The 19,527-nt window shown below is 64.8% G+C and carries 12 protein-coding genes; 3 read left to right on the plus strand and 9 right to left on the minus strand.

Annotated elements, in window-relative coordinates; genetic code table 11:
* Nucleotides 1–227 precede the first annotated feature (227 nt).
* From ACWFUC_RS03750 to ACWFUC_RS03760, 3 genes are read right to left on the minus strand one after another with little or no spacing between them, the layout of a single operon-like run.
* Nucleotides 228–1,730, minus strand: coding sequence for an efflux transporter outer membrane subunit (locus tag ACWFUC_RS03750; protein ID WP_489624146.1), 1,503 nt, complete (start codon nt 1,728–1,730; stop codon nt 228–230).
* Nucleotides 1,730–4,885, minus strand: a complete 3,156-nt coding sequence (locus tag ACWFUC_RS03755) for an efflux RND transporter permease subunit (RefSeq protein ID WP_489624147.1) — start codon at nt 4,883–4,885, stop codon at nt 1,730–1,732. The genes ACWFUC_RS03750 and ACWFUC_RS03755 overlap by 1 nt, the downstream gene beginning before the upstream one ends.
* An 11-nt stretch (nt 4,886–4,896) precedes the next feature.
* Nucleotides 4,897–6,198, minus strand: a complete 1,302-nt coding sequence (locus tag ACWFUC_RS03760) for an efflux RND transporter periplasmic adaptor subunit (protein ID WP_489624148.1) — start codon at nt 6,196–6,198, stop codon at nt 4,897–4,899.
* Nucleotides 6,199–6,424: 226 nt separating this feature from the next.
* Here ACWFUC_RS03760 and ACWFUC_RS03765 point away from each other — a divergent pair, with 226 nt between their 5' ends.
* Both ACWFUC_RS03765 and ACWFUC_RS03770 read left to right on the plus strand, forming a co-directional pair.
* Nucleotides 6,425–7,879, plus strand: coding sequence for an ATP-binding protein (locus ACWFUC_RS03765; protein WP_489624149.1), 1,455 nt, complete (start codon nt 6,425–6,427; stop codon nt 7,877–7,879).
* Nucleotides 7,876–8,619, plus strand: a complete 744-nt coding sequence (locus ACWFUC_RS03770; RefSeq protein ID WP_489624150.1) for a response regulator — start codon at nt 7,876–7,878, stop codon at nt 8,617–8,619. Before ACWFUC_RS03765 ends, ACWFUC_RS03770 begins: the two co-directional genes overlap by 4 nt.
* A 127-nt stretch (nt 8,620–8,746) precedes the next feature.
* On the opposite strand, the gene ACWFUC_RS03775 is transcribed toward ACWFUC_RS03770, so the two are convergent.
* The 4 genes from ACWFUC_RS03775 to ACWFUC_RS03790 form a co-directional block, all read right to left on the minus strand.
* Nucleotides 8,747–10,297: a methyl-accepting chemotaxis protein gene (locus ACWFUC_RS03775; RefSeq protein WP_489624151.1), complete on the minus strand. Its 1,551-nt coding sequence runs from the start codon at nt 10,295–10,297 to the stop codon at nt 8,747–8,749.
* Nucleotides 10,298–10,476: 179 nt separating this feature from the next.
* Nucleotides 10,477–11,955 (minus strand): efflux transporter outer membrane subunit, encoded by a 1,479-nt coding sequence (locus ACWFUC_RS03780; protein WP_489624152.1) that lies wholly within the window; start codon nt 11,953–11,955, stop codon nt 10,477–10,479.
* On the minus strand, nt 11,952–13,175 hold the full coding sequence (locus ACWFUC_RS03785; protein ID WP_489624153.1) for an efflux RND transporter periplasmic adaptor subunit: 1,224 nt from the start codon (nt 13,173–13,175) through the stop codon (nt 11,952–11,954). The genes ACWFUC_RS03780 and ACWFUC_RS03785 overlap by 4 nt, the downstream gene beginning before the upstream one ends.
* A gap of 3 nt (nt 13,176–13,178) precedes the next feature.
* Nucleotides 13,179–16,367, minus strand: coding sequence for an efflux RND transporter permease subunit (locus tag ACWFUC_RS03790; protein ID WP_489625592.1), 3,189 nt, complete (start codon nt 16,365–16,367; stop codon nt 13,179–13,181).
* A gap of 410 nt (nt 16,368–16,777) precedes the next feature.
* On the opposite strand from ACWFUC_RS03790, the gene ACWFUC_RS03795 reads away from it, so the two are divergent.
* The gene (locus ACWFUC_RS03795) at nt 16,778–17,656 is read left to right on the plus strand and encodes an oxygenase MpaB family protein (RefSeq protein WP_489625593.1); all 879 of its coding nucleotides are present in this window, start codon (nt 16,778–16,780) and stop codon (nt 17,654–17,656) included.
* Nucleotides 17,657–17,663: 7 nt separating this feature from the next.
* Here the strand turns inward: ACWFUC_RS03795 and ACWFUC_RS03800 are convergent, their stop codons facing one another.
* Both ACWFUC_RS03800 and ACWFUC_RS03805 read right to left on the minus strand, forming a co-directional pair.
* On the minus strand, nt 17,664–18,566 hold the full coding sequence (locus ACWFUC_RS03800; RefSeq protein ID WP_489624154.1) for a hypothetical protein: 903 nt from the start codon (nt 18,564–18,566) through the stop codon (nt 17,664–17,666).
* Entirely contained in the window at nt 18,563–19,492 is a 930-nt protein-coding gene (locus ACWFUC_RS03805; protein ID WP_489624155.1) for a hypothetical protein, read from the minus strand. Before ACWFUC_RS03805 ends, ACWFUC_RS03800 begins: the two co-directional genes overlap by 4 nt.
* Nucleotides 19,493–19,527 lie beyond the last annotated feature (35 nt).

Raw genomic sequence — 19,527 nt, forward strand, 5'->3', positions numbered from 1 at the left:
TGGCTTCAGATATGAAGCTTCACGCAGGAAGCACTTGCAGCAAAAATCGCCAACACACATTCATTTCACGATAAAAATACCGCAATTCACATCAACATCCACAATGGTGCGGGCAGTTCAGCGCCGACCAGAGGGATGCTGACGTGGCGGCCGATGATGATGACCCGCTGACGACCGACATCACGCCGGCGCAGCAGCGGATCGGGCGCTGACGGCCGTCAGCTCGATCACGACGGACTGCGCTGCACAGCTGCCACAGGCTGCGCAGTGTCCTCATTCCAGCCCCCGCCCAGGACCTTGTAGAGCGTAATGCGATTGCTCTGCTCGGTCAGTCGCAGCGAGATCAGCGTCTGCTGTGCGGAGTACAGCGTACGCTGCGCCACCAGCGTGGTGAGATAGCTGTCGATGCCATTCTTGTAGCGTGCCTCGGACAAGCGGAAGGCCTTCTCGCTGGCCGCCGTGGCCCGGCCCTGTGCGTCCAGCCGCTGGTCCAGCGTGGCGCGCACGGCCAGTGCGTCGGCCACTTCACGGAAGGCGGTCTGGATCGCCTTCTCGTAATTCGCCACATCGATGTCGCGCGTGATCTTGGCCGAGTCCAGGCTGGCACGCAGACTGCCCGCATTGAAGATGGGCAGGTTGATCGACGGCACGAAACTCCAGCTGCCACTGCCGGCCTTGAACAAGCCGCCCAGCGTGCGGCTGGCCGTACCGCCATCAGCGGTGAGCGAAATGCTGGGGAAGAAGGCCGCGCGCGCTGCTCCGATGTCGGCATTGGCGGACTTCAGGGTATGCTCCGCCGCCAGCACATCCGGGCGACGCAGCAATACTTGCGACGGCAAGCCGGCAGGCGTGGCAGGCAATACGCTGGCGGTATCCGGCAAGCCGGTGGGCAGCAGCGCCGCATCGATATCGGCCCCGACCAGCAGGCGCAGGGCATTGATGTCCTGCGCAACCTGGCTGGTGTAGCTGGCCACATCGGCACGGGCCGCTTGCACCGTGGCTTCCTGGCTGGCCAGGTCGACCCCGGAGACGGTGCCGATATCATGGCTGCGCTGGCTCAGTTCGAAGGTGCGCGACTGGCTGGCATAGGTGTCCTGCGCCAGCTTCAACAGCTCGCGGTCGGAGGCCAGCGTGAGCCACGCCGTGGCCACTTCGGCCACCAGGCTGATGTGCGTGCTGCGACGGGTCTCGACCTGATACTGATAGGTCTCCAGCGCCGCATCCGAGAGATTCTTCAGGCGACCAAAGAAATCGAGTTCATAAGCGCTGATCCCCACCGTCACACTCTGCTGCCGCGACACCGTGGCGCGGCCGCTGGTGGACAACTCAGACGGCGTGCGGCTGGCAGTACTGGTGCCGGTGGCGGAGATGGCCGGATAGCGATCGGCATCGGTAATGCGATATTGCGCACGCGCCTTCTCGATGTTCAACGCCGCCACCCGCAGGTCACGGTTGTTCTCCAGCGCAGCGGCAATCACCTGCTGCAGGCGCGGATCGAGGAAGAATTCGCGCCAGCCGAGCTGGTCCGCATCGATCTCGCCAGCGGCCTTGCCGGCGCTGGCGCCGACCGGCTTGCCGTCGACCTGCTGGGTCCAGCTGGCCGGCACCGGTGCGGCCGGCTGCGCGTAATCGGGCGCGAGATTGGCGCAGCCCGCCAGCGCTGCCGTGAGCGCCAGCACCATGGCCGTGCGGGTCCGGAGAATGGATTTTTGTTGTGCGGGCCGGGTCATCACACGCCCTCCTTTTGTGTCGCGTGATCGTCATCCTGGCGCGGCTTCTTCGCCGCGCGGCGATCCAGCCAGGTGCCGATCAGGTAGTAGAACAAGGGCACGAAGAAGATGCCCAGCAAAGTGGCCGAGAGCATGCCGCCCAGCACGCCCGTGCCGATGGCGCGGCGGCTGGCCGAGCCGGCGCCGCTGGCCACGGCCAGCGGCAGCACGCCGAACATGAAGGCCAGCGAGGTCATCAGGATCGGACGCAGGCGCAACTGCACCGCTTCCAGCGTGGCATCCCGCAGGCTCTTGCCGGACTCGTGCAATTGCTTGGCGAATTCCACGATCAGGATCGCGTTCTTGGCCGACAGGCCCACCGTGGTCAACAGCCCCACCTGGAAATACACGTCGTTGGACATCCCGAAAATCCCCGTCAGCAGCACGGTCCCGACGATGCCCAGCGGCACCGCCAGGATCACCGCGAAGGGTACCGACCAGCTCTCATACAAGGCCGCCAGGCAGAGGAACACGAAGAGGATGGAAATCGCATACAGCATCGGTGCCTGGTTGCCCGAGAGCCGCTCCTGATAGGACGAACCGGTCCATTCGAAACCGATGCCGGCCGGCAGTTGCGCCACCAGTTTTTCCACTTCGGCCATGGCCGTGCCCGAGCTCACGCCCGCGGCCGGTTCACCGACGATCTCGAAGGACGACACGCCGTTGTAGCGTTCCAGCAGGGAAGGTCCATAGGTCCACTTGCTGCTCATGAAAGCCGAGAACGGCACCATCTGGCTGGCCGAGTTGCGCACATACCAGCGGTTCAGGTCTTCGGCCTGCATGCGGAAGGCGGAATCGCCCTGCACATAGACCTTCTTGACGCGCCCGTTGCTGAGGAAGTCATTGACGTAGGTGCCGCCCATGGCAGTGGCCAATGTCGAGTTGATGTCGGAGGTCGCAATCGACAATGCATCTGCCTTGCGGTCATCGATGGCCACACGCAATTGCGGCGTGTCATCGAGGCCGGTGGTCCGCACATTGGCCAGCAGCGCATTGCCGCGCGCCAGTTGCAGGAACTGGTCCCGCGCCTTCAACAGCGCATCGTGGCCCACGCCGCCCACATCCTTCAATTCCAGGTCGAAGCCGGAACTCTGTCCCAAGCCGCGCACCGCAGGCGGATTCATCAGGAACACGCGCGCCCCGCGAATCTTGGACAAGTCCGCGTTGGCCAGGCGCACCAGCTCGGAAGCCGACTGCCCGGTACCGGTACGCTGGTCCCACTCCTTCAAGCGGATGAAGGCACGCGCACCGTTCTGGCTGTTGCCGCCCACGCCTGCACCGACGATGGCCAGCACCGAATCAACCGACTCGGGCTTGTTCATGAAGTATTCCTGCACGGTCTTCACGACAGTAGCGGTCTGCTCGGCGGTCGCGCCCGTGGGCAGCTGGATCTGGGCCATCAGCACGCCCTGGTCTTCTTCCGGCAGGAAGGACGTGGGCAGGCGCATGAACAGCACCGCCATCGCCACGGCGATCAGCGCATACATCAGCAGACCGCGCTTGCCGCGCTTGAGCAGGCCACCGACACCGCCCTGGTAGCGGGTGGCGTTGCGGTCAAAGGTGCGGTTGAACCAGGTAAAGAATTTTCCTTGCTGCACGTGGCCGCTGGCATGCGGCTTGAGCAGCGTGGCACACAGGGCCGGCGTCAGGGTCAGCGCCACCATCACCGACAAGGCCATGGCCGAGACGATGGTGATGGAGAACTGGCGATAGATCACGCCGGTCGATCCGCCAAAGAAGGCCATCGGGATGAACACCGCCGACAGCACCATGGCGATACCGACCAGCGCACCGGTGATTTCCTGCATCGACTTGCGGGTGGCTTCCTTGGGACTGAGCTTCTCCTCGCTCATCAGGCGCTCGACGTTTTCCACCACCACGATGGCATCGTCCACCAGCAAGCCGATGGCCAGCACCATCCCGAACATGGTCAGGGTGTTGATGGAATAGCCGAACATGGCCAGGATGCCGAAGGTCCCCAGCAGCACCACCGGGACCGTGATGGCCGGAATGAAGGTGGCGCGGATGTTCTGCAGGAACAGGTACATGATCAGCACCACCAGCACGATGGCCTCGATCAGGGTCTTGACCACTTCTTCCAGCGACACGCGCACGAAGGGCGTGGTGTCGTAGGCGATGTTGGTCTTGAGCTTCATGGAGGCCGGGAAGTAAGGCTCCAATTCGGCCATCTTCTTCTTGACCGCATCGGCCGTGGCCAGCGCATTGGCGCCGGTGGCCAGCTGGATCGCCAGTGCCGAAGACGGTTTTCCGTTCTGCTGCGAGGCCACCTGGTAGCTCTCGCCACCCAGCTCCACGCGGGCCACATCAGATAGTTTCACCACTGAACCATCGGCGGAAGACTTGACGATGATGTTGCGGAATTCATCCGGCGTGGTCAGCTTGCTGCGCGCCGTGATGGTGGCGTTGATCTGCTGTCCCGGCTGTGCGGGCAGTGCGCCAATCTCGCCGGCCGACACTTCGGTGTTCTGCGCTTCGAGCGCGCTGGTGACGTCGGACGGCATGAGCGCGTACTTCTGCAGCTTGGCCGGATCGATCCAGATGCGCATCGCGTAATTGGTACCAAAGGCGGTCACGTCGCCCACGCCTTCCACGCGGCTGATCTGGTCGGTCAGCGTGCTGCTGATGAAGTCGCCGATGTCGATGCTGGTGATGCGCGGATCATCCGAGGTCAGCGACAGCACCATCAGGATATCGGTGGAGGCCTTGGTAACGGTCACGCCATTGTTCTGCACCGCCTGCGGCAGGCGCGCCGTGACCTGCTGCAGCTTGTTCTGCACCTGCATCTGGGCCACGTCCGGATTGGTCCCGGCGGTGAAGGTCAGCGCCACTGTGGCGCTGCCGGCCGAACTGGAGCTGGCCGACATGTATTGCAGGTTGTCCAGGCCCTTCATCTGCTGTTCGATGACCTGGGTCACCGAATCTTCCAGGGTCTTGGCCGATGCACCGGTATAGGTGGCCTTGATGTTGACCTTGGGCGGCGCGATGTCCGGGTACTGCTCCAGCGACAGCGAGCGGATCGACATCATCCCGCCCAGCATGATGATGATGGCGATGACCCACGCGAAGATGGGCCGGTCGATGAAGAAACGTGCCATGTGCGCCTCGCTTACTTCGACTGGACGCTGGTGGCCGGGGCAGCGGCGGACTCGCCCGCCTTGTCGGCCTTGTCGGCATCACCGCCCAGCGAGGGATCGGCGGCCGCTGCGGCGGCTTCACGCGCCAGGTCCTTCTGCAGGCTGTCGGTGATGTCGATGGCACGCGGAGTGTCACCGGTACGCACCTTCTGCAAGCCATCGACGATGAGCTTGTCGCCTTGCTGCAACCCACGGCTGATCCACCAGTTGTTGCCCACGGCGCGTGCCACGGTCACCAGGCGCTGCTGGACCTTGCCGTCGGCCCCCAGCACCAGGGCCGTCGCCGCACCGGTCTGGTCACGGCTGACGGCTTTCTGCGGCACCAGCAGCGCATGGTCATCCACACCTTCTTCCAGCACCGCACGCACATATGCGCCGGGCAGCAGCACGCCATCCGGATTCGGGACCACCGCGCGCAGCGTGATCATGCCGGTGCCGGTATCGACCGACAGGCCCGTGAATTCGAGCTTGCCGGTGCGCTCATAGGTGGAGCCGTCTTCCAGCAGGATCTTGACCTGGGCGGCATTGTCGCCACTCTTCTTGATCTGGCCGCTGGCCAGTTCGCGGCGCAGGCGCAGCAGGTCCACGGTGGATTGCGTCACATCGACGTAGATCGGATCGATCTGTTGCACCGTGGTCAGTGCGGTGGTCTGGCTGGCCGTCACCAGCGCGCCGGGAGTGACGCTGGATTTCTCGATGCGGCCCGAGATGGGCGACAGGATCTTCGTGTATTGCAGGTTGATGGCTGCGGTCTGCACGGCGGCCTTCTGCACTTCCACGTCGGCCTGGTTCTGGCGCAGCGTGCTCTGGGCGTCGTCGTTGTCCTGCTTGGAGACGGCGTCGATCTTGTTCAGCTCGGCATAACGGTCGGCCTTCAGCTTGGAGGAGGCCAGCGTGGCCTGTGCCTTCAGCAGGGAAGCCTTGGCGCTGTCATAGGCCGCCTGGTAGCTGGCCGGATCGATCTGGTACAGCGGCTGGCCGGCCTTGACGTTGCTGCCTTCCTTGAACAGGCGCTTCTGGATGATGCCGCCCACCTGCGGACGGATGTCGGCCGCCAGATAGGCCGTGGTACGGCCGGGCAACTCGGTGGTCAGCGCCTGGCGCTGGGCCTTGACGACCACATAGCCGACTTCGGACTGGGCCGCAGGCTTGGGCTGGTCGCCGGATTTGGAGCAGGCGCCAAGGACGGCCACCAGCATCAGCGACAGCACCAGGCGGGCTGCGGTGGAGGAACTGCGCCCCGGGCGGCGCGGGAGTGAGAGGTTTTCGTGCATGATCGGGTGGCTTTCTGCCCGTCCGCCAGCCGCCATGGGCGCGGGCTCCGGGCGCAATGAGCTATCGGACCTGCGATTATGGAAAACAAATGTGAGGGAAAAATGAGCAAGCGCGACAGCATGTCCGTCCTGCAACATCGCGCATGACATTGGCAACTCGTGCGCCACCGACGGCCGGGTTCTTGATAAGCTCTGGCCTGATTCCACCGACCGCCTGCTGCATCCCATGTCCATCGCCCACTCGATCGCCGAGCTGACCGACCGCTTCTTCTATCGCGCCAACATTCGCCTCAAGCTCTTCTATGCGATGCTGGCCCTGATCGTGGCGGTGATTGCGGCCATCAATGGCGCGGGGCATTACATCTTCAACCGCGACTTCCTCGGCTATCTCAACGAGCAAGCCCAGCAGCGCATGGAAGACATGGTGCCGCGCCTGGAACAGGCTTATCGCGAGCACGGCAATTGGGAATTCCTGCGCGACAATCCGCGCGCCTGGTTCGAATTGATGAGGCCGGCCATCGTCGAACACGGTGGTGCGGTACGTAGTTCCGGCCCGACCTTCACCCCCTCCGACCTGACCGGCGCGACCCTGCGTTTCTCGCTGCTCGATGCGCGCCGCCAATTGGTGATCGGCTATCCGGATGTCGGTCCCGATGCGCGCCTGAGCCCGCTGATGCAGGATGACGTGATCGTCGGCTGGGTGGCGCAGACCCCCTTCGAGAGCGTGATCGGCTCCATCGACCTGCGGTTCCAACAAAGCCAGTTCCTGGCGCAGATCATCATTGCGGTGGTGGCCGTGATGCTGGCGGCGTTCCTGGTGGTGCGTATCTCGGGTGTACTGACCCGTCCGTTGACGCGTGTAGCCCGCGCCACGCACCGCTTGGCGGGCGGCGATTATGCGATCCGGGTGGAAGTGGAATCGGGCGACGAAGTGGGCATGCTGGCACAGGACTTCAACCAGCTGGCCATGACGCTGGAGCGCAACGAGAAACTGCGGCGCGAATTCATGGCCGATGTCTCGCATGAATTGCGCACCCCCTTGGGCATCCTCAACGGCCAATTGGAAGCCCTGGAAGATGGCGTACTGCAGCCCGACGCGCAGACGCTGCGCTCGCTCAAGAGCGAGGTGGAACATCTCAACAAGCTGGTCGGCGATCTCTACGATCTGTCACTGGCCGATGCCGGTGCCCTTACCTATCGCCGCACCGACATCGACCTGGCACCGCTGCTGCGCGACAGTGCGGCGATCTACGCCGAGCGTTTCAGCCAGCGCGGCATGACGCTGAGCTGCAGCCTGCCCGCCACCATGCCGGTGCATGCCGATGCGGCGCGCCTGCAGCAGCTGTTGAACAACCTGTTCGAAAACAGTCTGCGCTATACCGACAGCGGCGGCCGTCTGCAGGTGCATGCGCAACTGCTGCATCAGCACTGGCACCTGGTCTTCGATGACAGCGAACCGGGCGTGCCTCCTGACGTCATGGCGCGCCTGTTCGAGCGCTTTTTCCGGGTCGAGGCCTCGCGCAACCGCGCCAGCGGCGGTGCCGGGCTGGGCCTGGCGATCTGCCGCCGCATCGTCGATGCGCATCAGGGGACCATCGGTGCCACCGCCTCACCCCTGGGCGGGCTGCGGGTCTCGGTGGTATTGCCGGCCCGCGCAGAAGATGAGAAAGACCACGCATGAACGAATCCACCGACGATTTCCGCTTCGCGCCGCCCGAGCGGGCCGACATCCTCATCGTCGAGGATGAACCGAAGCTGGCTGAACTGCTGCAGAAATACCTGGCGGTGGCCGGCTATACCTCGCGCCATGTGGCACGCGGAGATGCGGCGCTGGATGCAGTCCGCGCACAGCGGCCGGACCTGATCCTGCTGGACATCATGTTGCCGGGGATGGATGGGTGGGAAATCTGCCGCCAGTTGCGCACCTTCTCGGACGTGCCGATACTGATGCTGACGGCGCGCGCCGAGGAAGAAGATCGCCTGCGCGGACTGGAGCTGGGGGCCGATGACTACATCGGCAAGACCCCGTTTTCGCCACGCGAGATCGTGGCGCGGGTCAAGTCCATGCTCAGGCGCAATGCCTCGGTGCAGCGTTCAGTGCCAGCGGACACACAGCCGCAGGGCAGCTCGCCGCTGGTCATCGACGAGACCCGCCATCAAGCCAGCGTACGTGGCGAGCCGCTCAACCTGACGCCGCTGGAACTGCGCCTGCTCAAGACGTTCGCGGCCGCGCCGGGCCAGGTGTTTTCGCGGGAACAGCTGCTCAACCACCTGCACGATGATGACCGCTCGGTCACGGATCGCGCCATCGATACCCACATCAAGAATCTGCGCCGCAAGCTCGAACCCTGCTTCCCCGGACACAATGCCATCCAGGCGGTGTATGGCGTGGGTTATTGCTTCGCGTTGCCACCGGAATGAAAGACATCCTTCCATTCATTCCAGATTGGAATGAATGGAATATGTGGCATATATGGCATATATGGATGGCGTAACCGCGAATTACGTTGGGCAAAACCTGCTTGAAACACGCCCCGCCGAACCAGCCTCAACGCTGGATCTTGAACACACTCACCACCTGTGACAAGCGCCCCGCCTGATCCTGCAAGGACTGCGCGGCGGCGGCGGCTTCTTCGACCAGCGCCGCATTCTGCTGGGTCACCTCATCCATCTGGGTGATGGCGCGATTGATTTCCTCGATGCCGGTGCTCTGCTCGCTGCTGGCTGCGCTGATCTCGGCCACCACATCGGTGACGCGCTTGACGCTGGCCACCACCTCGCTCATGGTGGCACCCGCGCGTTCGACCAGCTGGCTGCCTGCATCGACCTTCTGCACCGAGTCGTCGATGAGCTGCTTGATCTCCTTGGCGGCAGAAGCCGAACGCTGTGCCAGCGAACGCACTTCGGAAGCCACCACCGCAAAGCCGCGTCCCTGCTCACCGGCACGCGCCGCTTCCACGGCCGCATTCAAGGCGAGAATGTTGGTCTGGAAGGCGATGCCGTCAATCACCGTGATGATGTCGGCAATCCGGTTCGAGCTTTCGGTGATGCCTTCCATGGTCTGCACCACCTGGCCCACCACTTCGCCGCCCTGGCTGGCCACGTCGGAGGCCGATGCAGCGAGCTGGTTGGCCTGGCGGGCATTGTCGGCGTTCTGCTTGACGGTGGCCGTCAGTTCTTCCATGGCCGAGGCGGTTTCTTCCAGTGAACCGGCCTGCTCTTCGGTGCGCGAGGACAGGTCGAGGTTGCCGGTCGCAATTTCCTGCGAGGCGGTGGTGATGGCATCGGTGCCGTAGCGCACTTCGCTGACGATCTTGTTCAGGCTGTCGTTCATGGCGCGCAAGGAATGCATCAGCATGCCGGTTTCATCCTTGCTGTCGGAACGGATGTCCACCGTCAGGTCGCCCTGCGCCACGCGCTCGGCCACGCTCACCGCCTCATTGAGCGGACGCGAGACCGCACGTGCCACCGCCAGCGCCAGCCCGAAAGCGATCACCACGATGGCGGCCAGCAGGCCGATGATCCAGGCGCGCGCCGAGTTGAAGACATCGCTGGCGGTCTGGTCCGAACGCATGCTGCCGGCGTCGTTGATCTTGATGATCTCGTCCATGTTTTCCAGCATGCTGCGGAAGGTCTTGTTGGAATCGCCCTTGAAGATCGCGCGCGCTTCCTCTTCCTTGCCGGCACCGGAAATCTCGGCGAGCTTCTTGTCGATCTCCAGATAGGTGGCGAAGCTCTTGGAGAACTTCTCGTAGGCGAGCTTTTCTGCCGCTTCCGAAATCTGGGCTTCGTAGGTGGCACGCTGTTTGGCCAGGATATCCAGGCGCGACTTGATGGCCTTGAGCGCATCTTCACGCTCGGCGGGGGTGGCCGCCGTGATCATCTGCAATTCGGAAATGCGCATGCGCGGCAGTGAAGCCTGGATCGACTGCGCCGCCTTGATCGTGGGCAGCCAGTTGGTGGCCATGTCGGTGGAGGCCTGGTTCACCGCCTTCAATTCGCGGATCGCGAAGATGCCCAGGATGACCGTCAGGATGATGACGGCCGCAAAGGAAAGGATGAGCTTCTTGGCGATCTTCAGATTGTTGAACCAGTTCATGTCTGCCTCGTTGTTTCGCTTGTGATGGATTTCACCAGCGATTCTAGGCAGCTCAGGAAGCGGCCATAACGCTGATTACACGGGCGTTTACGGGGCAATTGCCCGCTTCCTGCCGGAAGCTGACAAGCGCGACAGGAAGTGTGCCAACTATCGTGCAAACTGGTCAGGCCACCTGATCACTACTTCTCCGCAGACGATAATGTTTTCGATTGCACAAGAGGCGTTTCCTCGTGGCGGGCATGCCAGTCTCCACCCAGGGCCTTGATCAGCAACACCGACACCAGCAGCCGCTGTCCCATCAACTGCGCCGCCTGGCGCTCGCTGTTGAGCAGGGCCTGCTGGGCGGTGATGACATCCAGATAAGGCGTGGCACCGCCCTCATAACGGCTGGTGGCGATATCCAGCACGCGGCGGGCACTGGCGATGGCCGATTGCGATTGCCGCCAGGCGCGGTCCAGTGAAGCAATACCGGTGATGCCATCTTCCACTTCCTGCATCGCGGTCAGCACGGTGCGGCGATAGGTCGCCACGGTGGCGTTGTAGCCGGCTTGGGTGAAATCCACACCGGCGCGCAGGCGGCCGGCATCGAACAAACTTTGCGAGGCCGACACCCCCAGTGACCACAGCACGCTGGGTGCGTTGAAGAGCGTGGCCCAGTTGCGGCTGTCCACGCCATAACCGGGCTGCAGCATGAAGCTGGGGTAGAAGGCTGCGCTGGCCACGCCGATCTGGGCATTGGCCGCGGCCATCGAACGTTCGGCTGCCGCCACATCGGGACGACGCTCCAGCACGTCCGACGGGATGCCCAGCGGAATCTCCGGCAGCGCAATGGGCGCCAGCGAAGGAGGCAGGCTGAAGGCCGGTGCCGGGGTGCCGGTCAGCGTGGCGATGGCGTGCTCGTATTGCGCCCGCTGCCGGCCCAGCAGATCCACCTGGGTCAGCGTGTTGTCCAGCAGGGCTTGCTGCTGGGCCACGTCCAGCCCCGAGGTGGCCCCCAGGTCGTGGCGCGCGGTGGCCAGTTCCAGCGCCTTGCGCTGCAGTTCGATGGCACGCCGGACCACGTCCAGCTCGATGTCCAGCTCGCGCAGGTTGAAGTAATTGCTGGCCAGTTCTGCCGTCAGCAGCAGGCGGGTGTTTTCCAGATCTGCCGCCGATTGCTGGGCCGAGGCCGTGGCCGCTTCCACCGAACGGCGCACGCGCCCGAAGAAATCGAGTTCGTAACTGACATTCAAACCCAGCGCGAAATCGTTTTGTACGGTCGCGAAGTTGGGCGAGTTGTAGTTGGTCAGCGGCCGGTTGGCCGAGATGCGGGCGCGCGCCGCACGTGTATTGATGCCGACCTGCGGGGCTTGCGCCGCGCCCGCCACATCGAGCTGCGCACGCGCCTGGGCCAGCCGAGCAGTGGCGATGGCCAGCGTCTGGTTGCCGGCCAGGGCCTGCTGCTGCAGGGCGTTCAGTTGCGCATCGTTGAAGCGCTCCCACCAGGGCCCGCGCGGGGCGGCGTCCTGCGGCTGCATGGCGCGCCACGGCGCTTCCGGGGTCCAGGCGGCGGGCATGTCGACCTGCGGCCGCACGTAGTCGGGACCGCTGGCGCAGGCGGCCAGCAACACGGCGGCGGCCAAGGCGATAGCGATACTGTGGCGGCGCGGCAGGCTCATGAGGCGGCCTTCTTGTCGGCGGCCTTGTCCTTGGGCTGCTCCAGTGTGGGCTCGACCTGATCACCTTCAGCCAGCGAATCGGAAGGATTGAGGATCAGCTTTTCATCGCCCTTCAAGCCCTCCAGCACTTCCACCGTCAGGCCGAAATTGCGGCCCAGCCTGACCTTCTTCAGGCGCACCTTGTTCTGTTCATCCACCGCCGCCACCAGCGAGCCATCACGTCGGAACATCAGCGTATCGGCCGCGACCAGCAGCGTGCCGCTGGGCTTCAACGGCAGCTCCACCTGCACGAAGGCACCGGGCAGCAGCGCGTTGTCGGCATTGGAGAGCGTGACCTCGATCTGCATCGACCGCGTGGCCGCATCGATGGAGCCAGCGGTGCGTGCCACTTTGCCCTCGAACTTGCGTCCGCGCAGTTCGGACTGGGTCACCGTCACCTGCTGGCCCGGCTTGACCAGGTTGGCATAGGCCTGCGGCACGTTGACGTAGACTCGCAGCGGATCGGTCTGCGACAGCACGAACAATGCGCGGCCCGCGCCCGGATCGATCAGGTCGCCCACATCCACGTTGCGGCGCGTGATGATGCCCGAGAACGGTGCCACGATGCGCTTGAAACCCTCCACCTGGCGCAGCCGCTCGACGTTGGCGTCGGCCGCCGCCAGGTTGGAACTGGCCTGGGCAAAGGCGCTGCGGCGTTCATCGAGTTCCTGCTGGGAGACCGCGTCCTTCTTGCGCAAGGCTTCCCAGCGCGCCATCGAACTCCGGGCCAGCTCCATGCTGGAGGCGGCCTGCTGGCGTGCGGCCAGGGCTTGCGACAGTTGCTGGTCGATTTCCGGCGTATCGAGTTCAGCCAGCAGTTCGCCCTTCTTCACTTCCGATCCGATGTCCTTGGTCCAGCGCTTGAGATAGCCGCCCGAACGGGCCGAGATGGGCGACTGCACGAAGCCCTGCAGGCTGCCCGGCAAGGCCAGCGTCTGGCCCTCGGCGCTGCTGCGGGCCGGTGCCACCCGCACGAAGACCTTGGCGCGTTCAGCGGTGCCGGCCTCCAGTGCACGGGCGTTGGCGGCGCGGCTCACGAGGGTGCGCGCAGCACCGGCGGCCAGCAATACCAGCACCACGACCAGCACCAGCCGGGCGCGCTTCATCATCTGCTGGCGCTGTTGCGGCTCGCCCTCGCCGAGAGGGTGGATGCCGAGTTCGGAATGACGGTCATGCGACATGGTTCAAGACTCCTGATGCGCGGGTCCGCCCGCCAGATGGCGTCGCCTTTCGGCGCGGCGGGCCAGCCGCTGATGCACACCGGCGAATACCACCGGTACGAAGAACAAGGTCGATACGGTGGCCAGCAGCAGGCCCCCGATCACGGCGCGCCCCAGCGGCGCGTTCTGCTCGGCGCCCTCGCCCAGGCCCAGGGCCATGGGGATCATGCCGATGATCATCGCCAGCGCAGTCATGAGCACCGGACGGATACGGGTGGAGCCCGCTTCCAGGGCGGAGGCCAGCGGGGTCGCGCCTTCCTCGCGGCGCTGCCGGGCAAAGGCGACGATGAGGATACTGTTGGCGGTGGCTACCCCCATGGTCATGATGGCACCGGTCAAGGCCGGCACCGACAGCGTGGTGCCGGTGAGGAAGAGCATCCACGCAATCCCCGCCAGTGCAGCCGGCAAGGCGGCGATGATGATGGCCGCATCGATCCACGACTGGAAGTTCACCACCACCAGCAGGTAGACCAGCACGATGGCCATGGCCAGACCCACGCCCAGGCCGATGAAGGAAGACTGCATGGTCTCCACCTGGCCACGGATGGCCACCTGGCTGCCGCGCGCCAGCTTGGGCTTGATCTCCTCCACCAGCTTGGCAACCTTGCCCGCCACGCTGGCCAGGTCGGTGCCCTGCACGCTCACATAGACGTCGATGGCCGGCGAGATGTTGTAGCGCGAGGCCACCGCCATCTGGCGTCCGGCATGCACGTCGACCAGGTTGCCCAGCAGCTGCGGCGGCGAGGCGGCATTGGCACCGGCACCGACCGGGATGTTGAGCAGGGCATCGAGCGAATCGACCTGGTATTGCGGCGACTGCACCGCGATGCTGTAGACCACGCCATTGTTGGGATTGAGCCAGAAGGCCGGCTGTGTCTGCGAACTGCCGGACAAGGCGATCAGCAGGTTCTGCCCGACGTTGGCCGCAGACAGACCGAACTGCTGCAGGCGCGTGCGATCCATGCGCAGGTCCAGCGAGGGGCCATCGAGGCGCTGGTGCACGTGGGCATCGACCGCGCCCGGAATCTGGCGGATCTGCTTGGTCAGTTCGGCGGCCAGGCGCGCGTTGGCTTCCATGTTGGGGCCGGTGAACTGCACGTCGATGGCGGCTGGCAGGCCGAAGTTGAGGATCTGGGTGACGATGTCGGCCGGCTGGAAGAAGAATTCGATACCCGGGAAGCGGCGCGGCAACTGCTCGCGCAGCAGCGACACCAGTTCCTCGGTAGGACGATGGCCCTCCTTCAAGGCCATCAGGATCTCGCCATCGAGCGTGCCGATGGTGCCGGCGTTGCTGTAGGAGAGGTTGATGCCGGAGTTGGGCACGCCCAGGTTGTCGAGGATGGTCTCCAGTTCCGAGGCCGGGATCAGTGAGCGGATGACGCGCTCGACTTCATCGGCCGCGCGCGCCGTTTCCTCGATGCGGGTACCGGTCGGCATGCGCATGTGCAGGCGGATCTGGCCGCCGTCCACGTTGGGGAAGAAGTCGCGCCCGAGGAAGGGATAGAGCAGGCAGGACAGCAGGCAGAACCCCAAAAAGCCCAGCGCGAAACGGCGCCGGTGCGCCAGCAGCGAAGACAGTACCAGCGTATAGCCATGGCGCACGCGCTCGAAGCGGCTGTCGAAGGCGCGATAGAGCCGCTGCAGCAGGCTCTGCTTGGCGCTGTCGACCTGGCCGTGACTGCCCATGAGCAGCATCACCAGGGTCGGCACCAGAGTGCGCGAGAGCAGGTAGGAAGCGGCCATGGCGAACACCACCGCTTCGGCCAGCGGCACGAACAGGAAACGCGCCACGCCCGAGAGGAAGAACATCGGCACGAACACGATGCAGATGCACAGGGTCGCCACGAAGGCCGGCACGCCGATCTCGCCGGCCCCGACGATGATGGCGTCATGCAGCGGTTTGCCCAAGTGCAGATGGCGTTCGATGTTCTCGATGGTGACGATGGCCTGGTCCACCAGGATGCCCACCGACAGCGCCAGGCCGCCCAGGGTCATCAGGTTGAGCGTCTCGCCCAGCGCGGCCAGCATCAGGATGGCCGCCATGATGGACAGCGGAATGGTCAGCCCGATGATGAGCGTGCTGCGCCAGTTGCCCAGGAACAGCAGCACCATGGCGGCCGTCAGCCCGGCGGCGATGAGCGCCTCGCTGATGACGCCGGTCACCGCCGCCTTGACGAACAGCGACTGGTCGAACAGCGGCGTGATCTTGATGTCTTCCGGCAGGGTCTGGGCGGCGGTGGGCAGGAGCTTGCGCAGGTTGTCGACGATGTCCAGGGTAGAGGCCCCGCCATTCTTGAGGATGGACAGCAGCACGCCGCGCGCGCCATCCTGGCGCACCACGTTGGTCTGCGGCGAGAAGCCGTCGCGCACGTTGGCCACGTCCTTGAGGTAGATGGTGGCACCGTTGGCGGTGCGCACCGGCAGTTCATTCAAGCCGGCCACCGCTTCCGGCGAGCCGTTGAGCTTGACCGAATATTCGGTGCCCCCGAACTTGGCCGTACCGGAGGGCAGGATCAGGTTCTGGGTGTTGATGGCGTTGACCACGTCGATGGGCGAGAGGCCGCGCGACTGCAGCGCGGGCGTATCGAGGTCGACCGAGATCAGGCGCGTCTTGCCGCCATAGGGAAACGGTACGGCCACGCCGGGGATGGTGATGAGCTGCGGGCGCAGCGTCTGCACGGCGGCATCGAAGACGGTTTGCTCGGGCAGCGTGGGCGAGGACAGCGCCAGCTGCATCACCGGGATGCTGGAAGCCGAATACTTGATCACCAGCGGCGGCGTGATGCCCGGCGGCAGCTGGCGCAACTGCGACTGCACCGAGGCCACCACCTGGGCGATGGCGGTCTGGATGTTGGCCTTGGGCTGGAAGAACACCTTGATCACGGCTACCCCGGCCAGGGATTGCGACTCGATGTGTTCGATGTCGCTCACCACCGTGGTCAGCCCGCGCTCGTTCTGGGCAGCGATGCGCTGGCCCATCTCCTGGGCCGACAGGCCGTTGTAGTTCCAGATGACGGAGACCACCGGGATATTGATCTCGGGGAAGATGTCGGTGGCCATGTTCTTCAGCGTCAACGGCGTGGCCAGCACGATGAGCAAGGCCATCACGATGAAGGTGTACGGGCGGCGCAAGGCCAGCGCGACCATGTTCATGAACTGCGATCCCTGTGAAACGGGCAGGCCGGACCAGGCGCGCTGTGGCTCACCCATGCCCGCAGCCGGCATCCCGTGCGATGCCTGCCGTCCTCTCCCGCGATGCTGTATTTCGTCTTGCGCGGCGTGGCGTGCTTCCCCGGTGCCCCGATCGCGTTCCCTGAATTGCGCCGTCCTGTTCCCTGTCCTGCGGCCCCGATGTTGTTCTTCTGGGACCGTACGGCGTGGCTATTGTAACGGCCTCGCAGGCCGCGTGCAGAGGGCGTTGCGACAAATCGCTTTCTGACAGAAATGTCAGCGAAACGCTTCTCGCGGGCTGCAAACTGAACCGGAAAAATGTCCACATGACGGCCCCGGCAGGAATACTGTCGCTATGGCACACTGCCCTTCCCTTCCGCTTTTTCTGCATCATGGAATTCCTGCGCCAGCGCATCGAAGCCAATGTCCTCGCCATCAGCCGCGGCCCCGGCAGTGCCGATTTCCTGCAGCCCCCGGGCGACCCCGGCCTGTTCGGACCGGACTCGGCGGCGTGGCAGGTCCATAGCGATTTCACCGCCATGCTCACCGGCGGCGTCGCGGCGCTGCTGCTGCAGATGCTGCATCCCCTGCCGCTGGCAGGCGTCTGGGACCACTCCAACTTCCAGGCCGACATGCTGGGCCGCCTGCGCCGCACCGCCCAGTTCGTAGCCGGTACCACCTTCGGCAGCCGGGCGGACGCCGAGCGGCTGATCGCCTGCGTCAAACAGATTCATCTTGGCGTCACCGGCGTGGCACCCGACGGCCGCCCTTATGCAGCCAGCGATCCGGACCTGCTCACCTGGGTCCACGTGGCCGAGGTGCATTGCTTCCTGCAGGGGTACCTGCGGTATCGCCGCCCGAATTTTCCGGCGGCGCGCCAGGATCAGTATCTCGATGAGATCGCCTGCGTGGCTGAAGCGCTTGGCGCACGCGAGGTGCCGCGTTCACGGGCGGCCATTGCCGATTACATAGCGCGCATGCGCCCGCAATTGCGCTGCGACGATCGCACCCGCGCCACCTTGCAACTGGTCTTGAATGCGCCTGCTCCCAATGCGGTAGCGCAACCGTGGACACGGCTGATGATGCGCGGTGGGGTGGACCTGCTGCCGCCGTGGGCACAGGAGATGCTGGGCGTGACGCCACGCGGACCGCTACGGCGCGAACTGCTGCGGCGCTCGGTATTGCTGGCCGCGCAGCCGATCCGCTGGGCCATGCGCAATGGCTCCATCCACCTGGCACGCCGGCGCATGGGCTTGCCGCCGCAGCCTTGACGATCGCTCAGGAAAACAGACCCAGGCTGTCATCGGTGGCGATGGCCACGGCACCGGCCGCCGCTGCTACCGGTGCCAGATCGGTGGCATCGCGCTGACTGCGGCTGCCCGAGGCTTCGCTGCGGCCTTCGGGACCACTGGTGTCGCCGCTGCCATCGCGGCCGTTATCCCAATCTCCGCTGGCACCGCCACCATCGAACTGGCCCTGGAAGGCATCCGGATCGGGACTGCGCTCACTGACATCGCGGAACAGGCTTACACCCTGGCTGGACGTGGTGAAGCTGAACAGGGCGGCATTGTCTTCGCCATCGCGGCGCTGCGCGCGGCGTCGTGTCACCGGCTGTACCGCCGGCAGTTGTGCCAGCAACGCGCGCAGCTGGAGCCAGCGCGCTTCCTCCAGGCCGCTGCCGCTGTGCAGCGATTGCCGGATCAGCTGCACCAGCGCCACCAGCGCACGGGACGCGGTCAGCAATGCGCGCCGCTCCTGATCCAGACGATCCAGCTCGGCGCGCAAGGCGGCAAGCTGCCCATGGCGCTGGCGGTCGATGTGGCGGGTCAGGCGCACACGCATCAGGGCCAGCGCCTCGCGATAGGCGGGACCGGCCAGCCAGGCCATCCAGCCGAACCACATGCAGCGGCGCTGATGGCGGGCGAAGCTGTCGAGGATGAGTGCATCGACGAAATCGGGCACTTCCCGCTGCAGGCGCGCCAGCGTGGAGCGCGAGATGGCGGGCAGCAATTGTTTTTCCACCAGCCGGATGCGATAGCGGCGGCGCTGGCGATCGGCGATCTCGATATCGCGCCGGATCTTCTTCAGACGCGGACTGAGTGCGCTGTCAGCCTGTTCAAGAAGCGGCAGGGCTGCGCGCAATTCGGCACGCTGGGCGTCGGTCAAGGGAGGGATGCTCATGCGGCCAGCTCCTCGCCGTCTTCGTGACGGCTGGCAAAGTAACGCGCGAAATAATCGCGCAGGCCCGGCTTGTCCATCGTCGCGGCCCATTCCAGCGGCTGGCCGGGATGGATGGCGAGGTCGTTCCAGGGGTCGTAGCCGAGGTCGGTGATGTCGTGCATGCGCAGGAAATAGCGGCGATTGATGGCATCGCCATGCCACAGGTGGCGGATGTGGCCGGGTACCACGCCCAAGCTGCCGCGCACCTCTGCGTGGAAACGCGCGCTCCATTCGCGCAGATGTGACAGCTGGCGCGGCTCATGCTTGAGCGCATTGCGGATGCAGAAGTTGCAGTCGTTGAAGATGGCATGCGCCATGAAGTGATCGGCACTGCCGGAGATCGCACATTCGTAGAGGCCGACACGGTCGAAGATCTCGCGATGCATGGCCCAGCCATAACCGGTGTGGCCGTGCAGGTCGTAGCGTCCGGCATTGAGCGTGGCAGGATCCCTGGCCATCACGCTGGCGAAGGAATGGCAGAGGTCGGGCGTGGCCCCGGCCTGACCGTGACGATCCAGCCGTGTGCAGGTCTCGAACACCTGCACCACCCGATGCCGTTGCAGTGCCTGTACCAGATCGGCCGGCCAGCGCGGATTGTCGAACAGGATGTCGCAATCGATCCAGGCGACGAAACGGCAGCTTGCAGGCAGCCAGGAAGCGCCGAGATTGAGCAGTCTTTCCTTTTGCCACAGCAGGGTTTCGGAGCGGATCTGGATCACGTCCAGGCTGGGCGGCAGGTCGAAGGGCGCATCGCCGAAGGCACATTCCACGGTCAGGCAGGGGACGCCGGCCTCCCGCATGCCCTGCATGAACAGTCCGTAATTGCGCCGCCGGCTGGCATAGCCGACCGGATTGAAATAGGTGGTGATGACGAACAGCTCGGACATGGCGCGGCGCTCTTGTTGTCGTTATGGCTGATAGA

It is taken from the genome of Herbaspirillum sp. Her4, assembly GCF_057961335.1.